Source organism: Streptomyces sp. NBC_00988, assembly GCF_045162645.1.
In the GTDB taxonomy this organism is placed as follows: domain Bacteria; phylum Actinomycetota; class Actinomycetes; order Streptomycetales; family Streptomycetaceae; genus Streptomyces.
Genome location: NZ_CP108730.1, coordinates 6368367 through 6383267, shown reverse-complemented (window position 1 = coordinate 6383267; position 14901 = coordinate 6368367). Strand labels below are relative to the sequence as shown.

Here is a 14901-nt window from a genome sequence, read left to right as displayed (position 1 = left end):
CGCCGGGCAGAGTGGGCGGCATCGCGCCTGGCAGGACGGCATGGGTCACCGAAGGCGTGGCTTCCGGCACCGCGCCGGTCGTCTCACCGGGTACGGCGTCGGCGGCGGCGCCCGGCGCGGCCACGGCGGCACCCGGGGCGGAGCCTGGGGCAGCGCCGGGGGCGTCGGGGGGCTCGTGCGCGGTCACCCCCCGAGTATGCGTCCCGCCCTGATCACAGGGAACTCGCCCGCGCCGCCGTGATCACAGGGTGCGCAACAGCACCGCCGGCTGTTCCACGCAGTCCGCCACATACCGCAGGAAACCGCCCGCCGTACCGCCGTCGCACACCCGGTGGTCGAAGGTGAGCGAGAGCTGGACAACCTGCCGCACCGCCAACTCGCCCTCGTGCACCCAGGGTTTGGGGACGATACGGCCGACGCCGAGCATGGCCGCCTCGGGGTGGTTGATGATCGGCGTGGAACCGTCGACGCCGAACACCCCGTAGTTGTTGAGCGTGAAGGTGCCGCCGGTGAGGTCCCCAGGCGTCAGCTTCCCGGTCCGGGCCGCCTCGGTCAGCCGGGCGAACTCCCCGCTCAGCGCCTCCGCGTCCCGCGTGTGCGCGTCCCGTACGACGGGCACGACCAGCCCGCGTTCGGTCTGCGCGGCGAAGCCGAGGTGCACCCGGTCGAACCGGACGATCTCCCTCGCCTCCATGTCCACGCTGGAGTTGAGCTCGGGGAACCGGGCCAGCGCGGCCGTGCAGATCCTGGCGAGGAGGGCGAGTACGGAGATCTTGGGGCCACCAGCGGCGTTCATGGCCGCGCGGGCGCGCATCAGCTCGGTCGCGTCCGCGTCCACCCAGCAGGTCGCGTCGGGGATTTCCCGGCGGCTGCGGGAGAGCTTGTCGGCGACGGCGCCCCGGATGCCGCGGAGGGGGGTGCGGGTGACTCCGTCGGTGGAGGTCGCGGGCGCGGCCTTCGAGCCGGGGAGCGTGGCCTTGGGGTCGGGGAGCGTGGCCGGGGGCAGGAGTGTCGCTTCCTGGGCGGTCGCCTCCTGGGCCGCCGCCGCGCGGAGCGCCTGCTCGACGTCCGCCCGGAGGATCAGTCCGTCCCGCCCTGAGCCCGTCAACTCCCGTAGTTCCAGGCCGTTCTCGCGGGCGAGTCGTCGTACGAGGGGCGAGATCACGGGTACGGGACCGTCGTCGCGACGGCCGGTCCCGGCGGCGGGGGCGTCCGCCACCGAGGTCACGACATCCGCCGCCATCCGCCGTACTCTCCGCCGCCGCGCCGGAGGCGCCCCCGTGCCATAGCCCACCAGCACGTTCCCGGAGCCCTCGGTCTCGGTCTCTGCACCGGCATCGGACGCCGGTGCCCCCACCGCGACCGTCAACAGCGGGGAGCCGACGGGAAGTTCCGTGCCCTCCTCGCCGAAGCGGGCCGTGACGACACCGCCGTAGGGACACGGCACCTCGACCATCGCCTTGGCCGTCTCGACCTCGACGACCGGCTGGTCGATGGCGACGACGTCGCCGACCTCGACCAGCCAGCGCACGATCTCCGCCTCGGTGAGGCCCTCGCCGAGGTCGGGGAGCTTGAACTCCAGTACCTGTGCCATCAGTTGTCCGCCTCCCACTGGAGCCGGCCCACGGCGTCCAGGATCCGGTCGACGCCGGGCAGATGGTGCCGCTCCAGCATCGGCGGCGGGTACGGGATGTCGAACCCGGCGACGCGCAGGACCGGCGCCTCCAGGTGGTGGAAGCAGCGCTCGGTGACGCGGGCCGCGATCTCGCCGCCGGGGCCGCCGTAGCCGCCCGACTCGTGCACGACGAGGGCGCGGCCGGTCCGCCGTACGGACGCGCAGACCGTCTCGTCGTCGAACGGGACCAGGGAACGCAGGTCGACGACTTCGAGGTCCCAGCCCTCGGCCCGGGCCGCCTCGGCGGCTTCGAGGCAGACGGGCAGGGACGGGCCGTAGGTGATGAGCGTGGCGCTGCGGCCGGGGCGGCGTACGACCGCGCGGCCGATCGGGTCGACGGGGGTCGGCTCGTCGGGGTTCCAGGTGTCCTTCGACCAGTACAGGCGCTTGGGTTCCAGGAAGACGACCGGGTCGTCGGAGGCGATGGAGGCGCGCAGCAGGCCGTAGGCGTCGGCGACGGTCGCGGGGGTGACGACGTGCAGGCCCGGGGTCGCCATGTAGTAGGCCTCGGAGGAGTCGCTGTGGTGCTCGACGCCGCCGATGCCGCCGCCGTAGGGGACGCGGATGGTGATCGGGAGGGGCATGGCGCCGCGGGTGCGGTTGCGCATGCGGGAGACGTGGCTGATCAGTTGCTCGAACGCGGGGTAGGCGAAGGCGTCGAACTGCATCTCCACGACCGGGCGCAGGCCGTACATCGCCATGCCGACGGCCGTGCCGAGGATGCCCGCCTCGGCGAGGGGGGTGTCCGTGCAGCGGTCCTCACCGAACTCCTTGGCGAGTCCGTCGGTGACCCGGAAGACGCCGCCGAGGGTGCCGACGTCCTCGCCCATGACGTGCACGGTGGGGTCGGCGGCCATGGCGTCGCGCAACGCGCGCGTGAGGGCCTGCGCCATGGTCGCGGGCTTGAGGGCGACGGTGGTCATCAGTGCGTCCCCTCCCGCTCGGCCGCGAGCTCCGCCGCCAACTGTTCGCGCTGCTCGCGCAGTTGGGGGGTGGGCTCGGCATACACGTCGGCGAACAGGTCCATGGGGTCGAGCACCGGGTCCTGGTTCATGTGCGCGCGCAGCTCGGCCGCCATGGTCTCGGCGGCGTCGCGCGCGGCCTTGATGCCGTCCTCGTCGATGAGGCCGCGCTCGGTCAGCTCGTGCTCCAGGAGGGCGATCGGGTCGTGCGCCCGCCAGGCCTCGACCTCGGTGTCGCCGCGGTAGCGGGTCGCGTCGTCGGCGTTGGTGTGGGCCTCGATGCGGTACGTGATGGCCTCGACGAGCGTGGGACCGCCTCCCTCGCGCGCGTGCCGTACGGCGTCGCTCAGGACCTCGTGCACGGCGACCGCGTCGTTGCCGTCGACGAGGCGGCCGGGCATGCCGTAGCCGACGGCCTTGTGGGCCAGGGAAGGGGCCGCGGTCTGCTTGGCGAGGGGGACGGAGATCGCGAAGCCGTTGTTCTGGACGAGGAAGACGACCGGGGCCTGCCAGACGGCGGCGAAGTTCAGCGCCTCGTGGAAGTCGCCCTCGCTGGTGCCTCCGTCGCCGACCATGGCGAGCGCGACCACGTCGTCGCCCTTGAGGCGGGCCGCGTGGGCGAGGCCGACGGCGTGCGGGAGCTGGGTGGCGAGCGGGGTGCTCAGGGGGGCGATGCGGTGCTCGCGCGGGTCGTAGCCGGTGTGCCAGTCGCCGCGCAGCAGGGTGAGGGCCTGCACGGGGTCGAGGCCGCGGGCGACGGCGGCGAGCGTGTCGCGGTAGCTGGGGAAGAGCCAGTCCTGCTCCTGGAGGACCAGCGCGGCGGCGACCTCGCAGGCCTCCTGGCCGGTGGTGGAGGGGTACACGGCGAGCCGGCCCTGCTTGGTGAGGGCGGTGGCCTGCGCGTTGTACCGGCGGCCGCGCACCAGCTCGGCGTAGAGCCGGCGCAGCAGCCCGGGGTCGGCCTGCGCGGCCGCCTCGGTGCCGAGCACGCGGTACGGCGCGGCGTCGGGCAGCAGCGGCGCGGGGTCCGTGCGCGGCTGCCAGGCGGGCGGCGGTGTGGGCCGGTACGCGCCCCGCTGCTCCATGACCGTCATGACGGCACCTCCTCGTGGGAGTGGCTCGGAGAGACGCGTCGGACGTGCCGCGCCTCCCTACCGATTGTTCGGTCGTCGGCACATTTTGGCTACAGGCACCTCCAGGCTGTGGACAAACGGTTCTCCACAACCTGAAATGAACGCAGTACGTCCATGGTAGGGAGGCGGGGGGACATGGCACCTGAACAAATGGCCGAAGGCCCGGAGGCGGGGAACACCTTGCCGCCCCCGCGTCCGCTCGACGCCATTGATCAGGACATCCTGCAGATGCTCCAGGCGGACGGCCGCGCGTCGATAAGGTCGGTCGCCGAACGGGTGCACGTCTCCCGCGCCAACGCCTACGCGCGGATCAACCGGCTCATCGAGGACGGCGTCATCCGCGGCTTCGGCGCCCGGGTCGACCACGAACGCGCGGGTCAGGGCACGTCGGCGTACATCACCCTGAAGATCGTGCAGAACTCCTGGCGCACGGTCCGCGAGCAGCTGAGACTGCTCCCGGGGGCCTCGCACATCGCGCTGGTGGGCGGCGACTTCGACGTCCTGCTGCTGGTGCACACGCCGGACAACCGGGCACTGCGCGAGCTGGTCCTCACCCGGCTCCAGGCGATCCCCGAGGTGCTCAGCTCGCGCACGCTGCTGGTGTTCGAGGAGGAGGACCTGGAGCCCCAGAGCTGACCCGTCGCCCCGGCGGCTCAGCCCTGCGCGCGCAGCCCGGAGAAGACCAACTGGGCCACCGCGTCGGTCACTTCGCGCTCGCCCATGCCCCGCGCGTCGGGCCGATACCACTCCACGATGGAGTTGATCATCCCGAAGACGAGCCGGGTCGCGAGCCGTACCTCCACGTCACCGCGCAGATCGCCGTCGGCCGCCGCGGCCTTCAGCAGGTCGGCCACCCGGTGGTCGAAGTCGCGCCGCCGCTCCAGGGCCCACCGCTCGGTGTCGGTGTTGCCGCGCACCCGCAGCAGCAGCGTCACGTACGGCAGCTCGGAGGTCAGCACCTCGACCATCCGCCGCACGACGTACTCCAGCCGCTCGACGGCACGCCCCACGCGTGCGTGCTCCTCGTCGAGGATCCCGAAGAGACCGTCCAGGGCGCGGCTGACCGCGCGGCGCAGCAGCTCCTCCTTGCCGGTGACGTGGTGGTAGATCGACGACTTGGAGATACCGGCCGCCTTGGCGAGGTGCTCCATGGAGGTGCCGTCGTAGCCGCGCTCGATGAAGACCTGGACGGCGACGTTGAGCAGGGTCTCCGGGGTGTACGTGTCGCGCTTGGCGGTGGTCATGGGGTGCCCTCCCGCTTCTCGGTGGCGTACGCGTGGCGGTAGAGCGCCAGGGACGGCGCGTACCGTCCCGACGGATCACGCAGGTGCAGGTCGTCCAGGAGGTCGTAGGCCCAGCTGCGGCCGAGCCTGCGGCTCCATTCGAACGGACCCAGAGGGTAGTTGACACCCAGGCGCATCGCGGTGTCGACGTCCTCCTCGGTGGCGACACCCTTGGCCACGGCGTCGTGCGCCAGGTCGACGATCCGGGCCACCGTGCGGGCGACGATCATCCCGGGGGCGTCGCCCACGACGCTGACGTTCTTGCCGAGCGCCTGGAAGAGGCCGGTCGCCTCGGTGAGGGTCTGGGAGGCGGTGTCCTGGGAGGCGGACAGGGCGATACGGCCGGCCCCGCGGTAGTCGAGGGCGAGGTCGAAGTAGACGACGTCGCGGAACTCCACGGAGGTCTGTCCGTCGGCGAGCGCCAGCTGACCGCCGCCGGGCAGCACCATCCGGGTGCCGTGGTCCTCTTCCTCCTCGCGGACCACGATGCCCGCCTCGCGGATCAGCGCGACCAGCTCGGCCGCGGGGCCCAGGTCGCCCTCGACGACGACGTACGCGGGCGCCTGGGCCGGTTCCGCGGTGTGCGGCTCGGGCAGCTCGGCGTCGTCCCCGTGGTCGTACCAGCCGTGCCCGGTCTTGCGGCCGAGGCGGCCGGACTCGACCAGCCTGCGCTGCGCGAGCGAGGGTGTGAAGCGCACGTCCTGGAAGAAGGACTGCCACACGGAGTGGGTGACGGCCTCGTTGACGTCCTGCCCGATGAGGTCGGTCAGTTCGAAGGCGCCCATCTTGAAGCCGCCGGACTCGCGCAGGACGGCGTCGATGGTGGCCGGGTCCGCGGCCTGTGCCTCGTAGGCCGCGAAGGCCTCGGCGTAGAAGGGCCGGGCGATGCGGTTGACGATGAACCCGGGGGTGTCGGCGCAGGCCACCGGGGTCTTGCCCCAGGCGCGGGACATCTCGTACGCGCGCGTGGCCGACGTGACGTCGGTGGCGAACCCGGAGACGACCTCGACGAGCGGCAGCACCGGCGCAGGGTTGAAGAAGTGCAGGCCGACGAAGCGGCCGGGGTTGCGCAGGGCGGCGCCGATGGCCGTCACCGACAGGGACGAGGTGTTGGTGGCGAGCAGACAGTCCTCGCCGACGATGTCCTCCAGGTCGCGCATCAGCTGCTGTTTGACGTCCAGCTGCTCCAGCACGGCCTCGACGACCAGGGTGCAGTCCGCGAGGTCGGTCAGGGCCTCGGCGGGCAGCAGACGGGCGCGTGCGGCGTCCCGGTCGGCGGCGGCGAGCCGGTCCTTCTCGACGAGCCGGTCGAGCCGGGCGCCGATCGCGGCGGTCGCGTCCCGGGCCCGCCCGGGGACGGCGTCGTACAGCCGTACGACGTGGCCCGCGGTCAGCGCGACCTGGGCGATGCCCTGGCCCATGGTGCCGGTGCCGACGACGGCCACGGGGCTGCTGAGGTCGAGTGCTGTCATGTGCGCGATCCTCCCGCACAGGGTTTTCCACAGATGCGGCGGACCCCCTTGTCCCGACCGATCGTTCGGTTACTCTAACTCTGACTGCCTGTTTCCGCCCACGTTGCTGCCCAGGTCATGAGCTCGCAGACGAGTTCTTGAAACGAGGAGTTGGTCCCGCATGGCCGCCGAACTGACCGCGCCCGAGCTGATCGCCCGGCACCGGCCGACACTCGACCAGGCGCTCGAAGCGATCCGCACGCGCGCGTACTGGTCCCCGCACCCCGAACACCCCAAGGCCTACGGCGAGCACGGCAGCCTGGACGCGGCGGCGGGCAAGGCCGCCTTCGACGCCCTCCTGGGCACCCGTCTCGACCTCGGCCAGCCCGGCACGGACGACTGGGTGGGCGGCGAAGTGTCGCCGTACGGCGTCGAGTTGGGCGTGACGTACCCGCACGCGGACCTCGACGTGCTGCTGCCGGCCATGCGCGCCGGGCAGCGGGCGTGGCGGGACGCGGGCGCGGAGACACGTGCCGCGGTCTCCATCGAGATCCTCAAGCGGATCAGCGACCGGACGCACGAGTTCGCGCACGCGGTCATGCACACCAGCGGCCAGGCCTTCATGATGGCGTTCCAGGCGGGCGGCCCGCACGCCCAGGACCGCGGCCTGGAGGCGGTGGCGTACGCGTACACGGAGCAGGTCCGCACCCCCGCCACCGCGGAGTGGACCAAGCCCCAGGGCAAGCGCGATCCCCTGGTGATGAACAAGCAATTCACGCCGGTGCCGCGCGGGACCGCCCTGGTCATCGGCTGCAACACCTTCCCGACGTGGAACGGCTATCCGGGCCTGTTCGCCTCCCTCGCCACCGGCAACGCGGTCCTGGTGAAGCCCCACCCGCGCGCGGTGCTGCCCCTCGCGCTGACCGTGCGGATCGCGCGCGAGGTGCTCACCGAGGCGGGCTTCGACCCGAACCTGGTGGCGCTGGCCGCCGAGCGTCCCGGTGAGGGCATCGCCAAGGCGCTGGCCACCCGCCCCGAGATCCGGATCATCGACTACACGGGCTCGACGGGCTTCGGCGACTGGTTGGAGACCAACGCCCGCCAGGCGCAGGTCTACACGGAGAAGGCCGGTGTCAACACGGTCGTCGTGGAGTCGACCGACGACTACAAGGGGATGCTGTCCAACCTGGCGTTCTCCCTGTCGCTGTACAGCGGGCAGATGTGCACGACCCCGCAGAACCTGCTGATCCCCCGCGACGGCATCGGCACCGACCAGGGCCCCAAGTCCTTCGACGAGGTGGTCGCCGACCTCGCGCGCTCCGTGGACGGTCTCCTCGGTGACGACGCCCGCGCGAACGGTCTGCTCGGCGCGCTCGTCAACCCGGACGTGAAGGCCCGCCTGGAGGCAGCTTCCGGGCTGGGTGAAGTCGCCCTCGCCTCACGGGAGATCGCCAACCCGGAGTTCCCGGACGCGGTCGTCCGCACCCCGGTGATCGTGAAGCTGGACGGTGCCAAGCCGGACGACGAGGCCGCCTACATGAGCGAGTGCTTCGGGCCGGTGTCCTTCGCCGTCGCGGTCGACTCGGCGGACGACGCGGTGGAGTTGCTGCGGCGCACGGTGCGGGAGAAGGGGGCGATGACTGTCGGTGCGTACACCACCGACGAGGGGGTCGAGCGGGCCGTGGAGGAGGTCTGTCTGGAGGAGGCGGCGCAGTTGTCGCTGAATCTGACGGGTGGGGTGTTCGTCAATCAGACTGCCGCGTTCTCCGACTTCCACGGGTCGGGTGGCAACCCGGCTGCCAATGCGGCGCTGTGTGATGGGGCGTTTGTCGCCAATCGGTTCCGGGTTGTTGAGGTGCGTCGGGACGCCTAGGAGCTCGGGGGGTGCGGTTGCTGTGCGGCTGACGGTCCGTTGTGGCTGGTCGCGCCCACGCGGCGGAGCCGCGAAGTGACACAGCCCCGCGCCCCTAAAGGGGCGCCGCAGTGGACGTGCTCCAGTGGTACAAGGTCATCGCAACGCTCGTCGCCAGGTTGTAGCTGGAGACCTGGGGGCGCATCGGGAGGGCCACCAAGTGGTCGGTACGGGCGCGTAGTTCGGCGGACAGGCCGCTGCGCTCGGAGCCGAAGGCGAGGACGGCGTCGTCCGGGAGCTTCAGGGCCCGGATGTCGTCGCCCTCCGGGTCCAGGGCGAACAGCGGGCCGGGCGGCAGTTCGTCGACCGTCAGGCGCTCCACGGCGGTCGCGTAGTGCAGGCCCGCCCCGGCGCGCACGACCGTCGGATGCCAGGGGTCCAGCGTCCCGGTGGTGACCACCCCGGTCACCCCGAAACCGGCGGCGAGCCGGATCACGGCTCCGGCGTTGCCCAGGTTGCGCGGGTTGTCGAGGACGACGACGGGCGCGGTGCGGGGCGTGTGCGCGAGCTTCTGGAGATTGCCCTCACGCGCGGTACGTACGGCCAGGGCTGCCACCGCGGTGGGGTGAGGGCGGGGCACGAAGGACCGGTACGTGTCCTCCGGGACCTCGGTCAGCAGCGCGTCCAGGGTGTCCCGTACGTCAGGGGCCAGTTCGTCGGCCAGGGCGAGGGCCGCCCGCCGGTCCGTGGTGACCGCCATGGGGACCTCGGCCCCGAAGCGCAGCGCGTGCTTGAGGGCGTGGAAGCCGTCGAGCAGCACGGAGGTTTCGGCTAGCCGGTGCCAGGTGGCTGCGGCGGGGGCGGTCATGGGGTGCAGCCTACGTGGGTGCGGCGTGGCCCTCTGGCCCTACGTAGGCGTGCTCGGGGTCGTCCGGGGCGCGGGGCCAGGGCTCTCCTGGGCGTCAGGGTCCTCCGGGGCTACGGCCGACTCCTCGGGGCGCCGACGCGGCGAGGGGGCGCCTTCGCGGCCGCCTTCGGGACGCGTCGAGGAACCGGACGCGGAGGCCACCGTAGAACCGCTTTCGGCGAGCGGCGCGGGGGCCGATTCGGAGCGCGACGGCGTAGGACCGTCGGCCGGTGGCGGGGCGACGGTGCCCCCTTCGGGGAGCAACGCTGGGCCGCGCTCCGAAAACACCCGCCCACGCGCGCGTGCCGCCCACCCGCCCAGCCTCCGCAGGAACGACGTCGGCAGGAAGACCGCGTCCGTCGCGATCATCGCCAGGGAGAAGAACGGCAGGCCCAGGAGTACGGCGATCGCGGCGTGCTCGGCCATCATCAGGGCCAGCAGGACGTTCTTGACGCGCCGGTTGAAGAGCGTGAACGGGAAGGCGACCTGGACGATCACGGTCCCGTAGGTCACGAGCATGACCATCGTGCCGCTGCCGGCGAGCAGGTCGGCGAGGGCGGGCCAGGGGGAGAAGTAGTCGAGGTGGAGCGGGTAGTAGACGGCGGTGCCGTCCTGCCAGCGGGAACCCTGGATCTTGTACCAGCCGGCCGTCGCGTAGATCAGACAGGCCTCGCTCGCGATCACGAACAGCGCGCCGTTGTGGATCACGTTCGCGACGATGTCGAGCAGCACCCGGGGCTCGTACGACTTCGCGTACCGCCCGATGACCCACCACAGGGCCTGCGCCAGCCAGACGCCCCACAGGAGCGCGGGCACGAACCAGTCGCTGTCGAACCGGCCCCCCGCGGTCACCGCGACGAGCGCCGCGCCGAGGACGACCCACAGGACGGGCCCGACCCGGTCCGGAATCCACTCCCCACGCGCGCGTGCCTCCCGCGTACGCGCGGCCCGGCGCGCGTCGAGGGACCAGACCTGGCCGCAGCGGGTGAACACCAGGTACAGGGACATCAGGTGCAGGACGTTGTCGCCGCCGTCGCCCATGAAGACGCTGCGGTTCTGCAGCGAGAGCACGCCGACCATGAAGAGCACGGACATCGTGCGGGTGCGCCAGCCCAGCAGCAGCAGGACGCTCGCCAGCACGGCCAGCGCGTACACCGCCTCGAACCAGAACTGCCCGTCCCACCACATCAGGGCGGTGAACGCGCCGTTGTCCGCGATCAGTTGGCGGGCCAGGTCCCAGCTCCACGGTCCGTCGGGGCCGTAGAGCTCCTGGCGGTGGGGCAGTTCGCGGAGCAGGAACAGCAGCCAGGTGCCGGCGAAGCCGATGCGGATCACGGCGCTCTGGTAGGGGCCCAGGGCCGACTCGGTGACGCGGGCGATGCCTCGGGACACCGACAGGGCGAAACCGTTCACCGGACGCCTCCCGCGGCCTCGTCCGCCGGGACCTGCCACCAGGGCAGCAGGCGGTACTGGGGGGTGGTCGACACCTGCTCGTCACTCCACTCGGGCGGGGGCACGTTGGTGGTGCGGGAGCGGACCTGGACGCGCTGGACGGCGCCGTCCTTTCCGGCCGCGTCGTCCCGGTCCAGGCGCAGCACGACGATGCGCCGCAGATACGTCTCCGCGAGCGTGCCGCGCAGGCCGATCGGGCGGTTGGAGTTGTCGTGCGTGGCGGTGAGGAAGTCCCAGGCCCGGCGCAGTTCGTTCTGCTCGGTGTGGCTCGGCAGCAGATTGCCGTCGATGGCCGCGCCGTCCTCGGCCGACAGGTCGTACCAGCCGGTCGTACGGGTCGTGCCGTCCGCGGTACGGACATCGGCGCGCACCTGGACCTCGATGTTCTGCTGCAACGGGTTCGGCGCGAAGAGCTTCCAGTTCTGCTCGAACTCCGGGTAGATCCACTCGTCGATCGCCTTGCCGTGCTGCTTCGTCACCGTGTTCGACGGCGCGACGTGCAGGAACACCATCCCGAGATGGACGAGCGCGGCCACCGCGACGACCGCGACCGCGAGCGCGGCACCGACCTGATAGCGCAGGGACAGCGCGGCGACGCCGATCCGGGCGTCGGGGTACGCGGGGACGGCGGTGGGGGCGTCCTCGGAGTCGTACGGCGGCTGCGGCTGCGCCGGTGGCTCGGGCGGGGGCGGGTGAGGGGGCTGCTGGGCGGGCACGTGCGGCCACCCCGAGGCGGCGGGCGGGTGCGGGGCCTCCGGGGCGGCAGGCGGGTGCGGCCCGCCGGAGGAGGCGGGCGGGCGTGGCCCCACGGAGGGGGCGGGCGGGCGGGCGCCGTCCTCAGAGGAGGCAGGCGTTCGCTCGCCCTCCTCGGGGGCGTTCGAGCCTCCGTCGTTCGCGTCCATTCCGCCCCGTTTCCGAGTCCCGTCCGTCCATCGGCCACCGTCCACCGTGCCCGCCCGGCCGCGGGGCCCGGCGGCGCTCCACGCCTATCACTCCCCGGCGCCGCACGGAACGGTACTCAGGGGCACGCCCCGGGCACAGTCCCCTGCCTCACCCGCCACACAGGTTGTCCACAGCGGCTGCCCGCAGGTTATCCACAGCCGTTGACACCTGTCCTCGGCGCATCCCACCATTGAATCCCCGAACCGAACGATCGGTCGTCCGGCGATCCCCGCGGCCGGCTGCCGAAAGCCCCCTCGACCGCCAGTACATACCCCGTAGTGCATACCCCGGAGGTGCGCCCGTTCCCTTCTTCTAGAACCTGTTCTATCTTGACGCTCCGTCAGATCTGGTCGGACGTCCGGCTGTTGGCCGGTGTGTGCGTGCGGGAGGGCAGGGACCGTGGACTTCACCTTCAGCGAGGAGCAGCAGGCGGCGGCCGAGGCGGCGGCGGGGGTGTTCGCCGATGTCGCGCCGGACGGTGTGCCCAGTCCGGCCGACACCACGGGCGCCGTGGCCGACGACTTCGACCGCGCGCTGTGGGCCAGGCTCGCCGACGCGGATCTGCTGAGCCTGCTGCTCGACGAGGCGTACGGCGGCGCGGGCCTGGACGCGATCGCCCTGTGCCTGGTGCTGCGGGAGTCGGCGAAGGTACTGGCCAGGGTGCCGCTCCTGGAGAGCAGCGCGGCCGCGGCGACCGTACAGGCCTACGGCGGCGAGGAGTTGAGGTCCGCCCTGCTCACCCGGGCCGGCCGCGGCGACCTCGTGCTGACCGTCGCCGCGCACGGCCGCACCGGCCACGACCCGGCCGAACTCGCCGTGACGGCACGGCGGGACGGTGACCGGTGGGTGCTGGACGGGGTGCAGACGGCGGTGCCGTGGGCGCACAACGCGGACCTGGTCGTCGTACCGGCGCACACGGACGCCGACCGGACCGTCCTCGCGCTGGTCACCCCGGACCGCGAAGGCGTCGTCCTCGCCGAGCAGATCTCCACCACGGGCGAGCGGCTCGGCGAACTGCGCCTGGATTCCGTGCCGATCGCGAGGGTCGACGTCATCGACGCCGACGGCGCCTGGGAGTGGCTGCGGGACCTGCTGACCGTCGGCACCTGCGCGCTGGCCCTCGGGCTCGGCACCGCCGTCCTGCGCATGACCGGCGAATACACCAGCAGGCGCGAGCAGTTCGGGTTCCCCGTCGCGACCTTCCAGGCCGTCGCCGTACAGGCCGCCGACCGCTACATCGACCTGCGCGCGATGGAGGCCACCCTGTGGCAGGCCGCGTGGCGGATCGCCTCGGGGGCATCGGGCCCACTGCCCGCCGCCGCGGACCTGGCCGTGGCCAAGATCTGGGCGGCGGAGGGGGTACGACGGGTCGTACAGACCGCGCAGCATCTGCACGGAGGGTTCGGCGCCGACACCGAATATCCCCTGCACCGGTACCACGCCTGGGCCAAGCACCTGGAGCTGTCGCTCGGCCCGGCGGCGGCACACGAGGAGGCCTTGGGGGATCTCCTGGCGGCCCATCCGCTGGGCTGAACCCCGCCCGCGCCAAGGGTAGTTGCGGCTACAGCTACAGCACGAAACCCGGCTGGCCCTCGTCCGTGACGACGGGTCGGCCCGCGGCGGCCCACACCTGCATGCCACCGTCGACGTTCACGGCGTCGATGCCCTGCTGGGCCAGGTACGTCGTGACCTGGGCCGAACGCCCGCCGGAGCGGCAGATCACATGGACCCGGCCGTCCTGCGGCGCCGCCTCGGTCAACTCGCCGTACCGGGCCACGAATTCACTGATGGGGATGTGCAGCGCCCCCGTGGCGTGACCCGCCTGCCACTCGTCGTCCTCGCGGACGTCCAGCAGGAAGTCGCCGTCCTTGAGGTCTCCGACCTCGACCGTGGGCACACCAGCTCCGAAACTCATGCCCCGACGCTACCCGACGGGCCTTCCGACGCGTGCGGCTGGGAGAGCAGGTTCGCCAGCTCCGCCTCCCGCTCGGCGACCTGGGCGAGCAACTGCTCGGCGATCTCGTCGAGGAGACGGTCCGGGTCGTCCGGGGCGATGCGGAGCATGGAGCCGATGGCCCCCTCCTCCAGCTCGCGGGCGACGAGGGTGAGCAGTTCCTTGCGGTGGGCGAGCCATTCGAGGCGGGCGTAGAGCTCCTCGCTGGGGCTCGGGCCGCGCTCCGCCGGAGCCGGTCCCGCCGCCCACTCCTCGCCCAGCTCACGCAGCAGGGGCGCGTCGCCGCGGCTGTAGGCGGCGTTGACCCGGGTGATGAACTCCTCACGCCGCTTGCGCTCGTCCTCGTCCTGCGCCAGGTCGGGGTGGGCCTTGCGGGCCAGCTCGCGGTAGAGCTTGCGGGCCTCCTCGCTGGGCCGCACCCGCTGCGGGGGCCGGACCGGCTGGTCCGTGAGCATCGCCTCGGCCTCCGGGAACAGGCCGCTGCCGTCCATCCAGCCGTGGAACAGCTCCTCGACCGCGGGCATCGGCATCACCCGGGCCCGCGCCTCGTCCGCCTTGCGGATGTCCTCGGGGTTGCCGGTGCGTGCGGCCAGGGCCTCGGCGATCTGGGCGTCCAGCTCGTCGAGGCGGGTGTACATCGGACCGAGCTTCTGGTGGTGCAGCCGGGAGAAGTTCTCGACCTCGATGCGGAAGGTGTCCACCGCGATCTCGTACTCGATCAACGCCTGCTCGGCGGCGCGCACGGCCCGCTCCAGCCGCTCCTCGGGCCGGGGCACGGCAGTGTCCGCGGGGTGGGAGTCGGCCGGTCGGGCTTCGGCCTCAGGGGAGTCGGCCTCAGGGGAATCGGCCGCACCGCCCTCGGTGCCCTCGCTCGCGGAACCGTCACCCGCCACGGCTCCGGCGGCGGACGGCACCTCGGCACCCGTCTGCTCCGGCACCGGTTCACCAACGGGTGCGGACTGGGACTGCTCAGCTTCCGGGGTCGTCACCCGCCCAGCGTAGGCCACGGCCCGACGGGCTACGGGGCATCGGTTGGGCTGGGGCCTTGTGGACCACGGGTGACCTCGCCGACGGTGGGGCATCGGCTGTGCCGGCAGCGCCTTATGTCGGCACGTCGGCTGTGCTGGCAGTGCCTCGTGAACGACGGGTCATGTCACCGCCGGCGCGGGTCCCGCCCGGCGACGGGCTGCCCGAGGTCCCTCGCCCCGATCAGCTCCCCGCCCACGATCACGGCGGGCATCCACTCCCCGCGCGCCCGCTAGCCTCTTCCGGCTTCCGGCTTCCGGCTTC

General features: G+C 72.4%; 13 protein-coding genes. 3 read left to right on the top strand and 10 right to left on the bottom strand.

The window, feature by feature from the left end:
* Positions 1–241: 241 nt before the first annotated feature.
* From OG496_RS29250 to pdhA, 3 genes are read right to left on the bottom strand one after another with little or no spacing between them, the layout of a single operon-like run.
* Positions 242–1594: a dihydrolipoamide acetyltransferase family protein gene (locus OG496_RS29250; protein WP_405972995.1), complete on the bottom strand. Its 1353-nt coding sequence runs from the start codon at positions 1592–1594 to the stop codon at positions 242–244.
* On the bottom strand, positions 1594–2598 hold the full coding sequence (locus tag OG496_RS29245) for an alpha-ketoacid dehydrogenase subunit beta (RefSeq protein WP_405972994.1): 1005 nt from the start codon (positions 2596–2598) through the stop codon (positions 1594–1596). Before OG496_RS29245 ends, OG496_RS29250 begins: the two co-directional genes overlap by 1 nt.
* Positions 2598–3731 (bottom strand): pyruvate dehydrogenase (acetyl-transferring) E1 component subunit alpha, encoded by a 1134-nt coding sequence (gene pdhA, locus OG496_RS29240; RefSeq protein WP_405972993.1) that lies wholly within the window; start codon positions 3729–3731, stop codon positions 2598–2600. The genes OG496_RS29245 and pdhA overlap by 1 nt, the downstream gene beginning before the upstream one ends.
* 174 nt (positions 3732–3905) lie before the next feature.
* Between pdhA and OG496_RS29235 the strand changes: the two genes are divergently transcribed.
* Positions 3906–4406, top strand: a complete 501-nt coding sequence (locus OG496_RS29235; protein WP_384160329.1) for an Lrp/AsnC family transcriptional regulator — start codon at positions 3906–3908, stop codon at positions 4404–4406.
* 17 nt (positions 4407–4423) lie between these two features.
* Here OG496_RS29235 and OG496_RS29230 read toward each other — a convergent pair whose 3' ends face one another.
* Positions 4424–5014, bottom strand: a complete 591-nt coding sequence (locus OG496_RS29230; protein WP_366494749.1) for a TetR/AcrR family transcriptional regulator — start codon at positions 5012–5014, stop codon at positions 4424–4426.
* On the bottom strand, positions 5011–6525 hold the full coding sequence (locus OG496_RS29225; protein ID WP_405972992.1) for a 3-hydroxyacyl-CoA dehydrogenase: 1515 nt from the start codon (positions 6523–6525) through the stop codon (positions 5011–5013). Before OG496_RS29225 ends, OG496_RS29230 begins: the two co-directional genes overlap by 4 nt.
* Before the next feature lie 160 nt (positions 6526–6685).
* Between OG496_RS29225 and paaN the strand changes: the two genes are divergently transcribed.
* Positions 6686–8377 (top strand): phenylacetic acid degradation protein PaaN, encoded by a 1692-nt coding sequence (paaN, locus tag OG496_RS29220; protein WP_405972991.1) that lies wholly within the window; start codon positions 6686–6688, stop codon positions 8375–8377.
* 94 nt (positions 8378–8471) lie between these two features.
* On the opposite strand, the gene OG496_RS29215 is transcribed toward paaN, so the two are convergent.
* From OG496_RS29215 to OG496_RS29205, 3 genes are read right to left on the bottom strand one after another with little or no spacing between them, the layout of a single operon-like run.
* A complete protein-coding gene (locus OG496_RS29215) occupies positions 8472–9224 on the bottom strand; it encodes a TrmH family RNA methyltransferase (RefSeq protein WP_405972990.1) in 753 nt (250 codons plus the stop codon).
* 39 nt (positions 9225–9263) lie between these two features.
* Positions 9264–10676 carry an HTTM domain-containing protein gene (locus OG496_RS29210; RefSeq protein ID WP_405972989.1) on the bottom strand — a complete coding sequence of 471 codons (1413 nt, stop codon included), beginning with the start codon at positions 10674–10676 and terminating at the stop codon, positions 9264–9266.
* Positions 10673–11617 (bottom strand): DUF5819 family protein, encoded by a 945-nt coding sequence (locus tag OG496_RS29205; protein ID WP_405972988.1) that lies wholly within the window; start codon positions 11615–11617, stop codon positions 10673–10675. Before OG496_RS29205 ends, OG496_RS29210 begins: the two co-directional genes overlap by 4 nt.
* A 439-nt stretch (positions 11618–12056) precedes the next feature.
* Between OG496_RS29205 and OG496_RS29200 the strand changes: the two genes are divergently transcribed.
* Complete coding sequence (locus OG496_RS29200; RefSeq protein ID WP_405972987.1) at positions 12057–13190, top strand: acyl-CoA dehydrogenase family protein; 1134 nt, start codon at positions 12057–12059, stop codon at positions 13188–13190.
* A 34-nt stretch (positions 13191–13224) separates the two neighbouring features.
* Here the strand turns inward: OG496_RS29200 and OG496_RS29195 are convergent, their stop codons facing one another.
* On the bottom strand, positions 13225–13554 hold the full coding sequence (locus OG496_RS29195) for a rhodanese-like domain-containing protein (protein WP_019055193.1): 330 nt from the start codon (positions 13552–13554) through the stop codon (positions 13225–13227).
* A gap of 14 nt (positions 13555–13568) precedes the next feature.
* Complete coding sequence (locus OG496_RS29190; protein ID WP_405972986.1) at positions 13569–14600, bottom strand: hypothetical protein; 1032 nt, start codon at positions 14598–14600, stop codon at positions 13569–13571.
* Positions 14601–14901 lie beyond the last annotated feature (301 nt).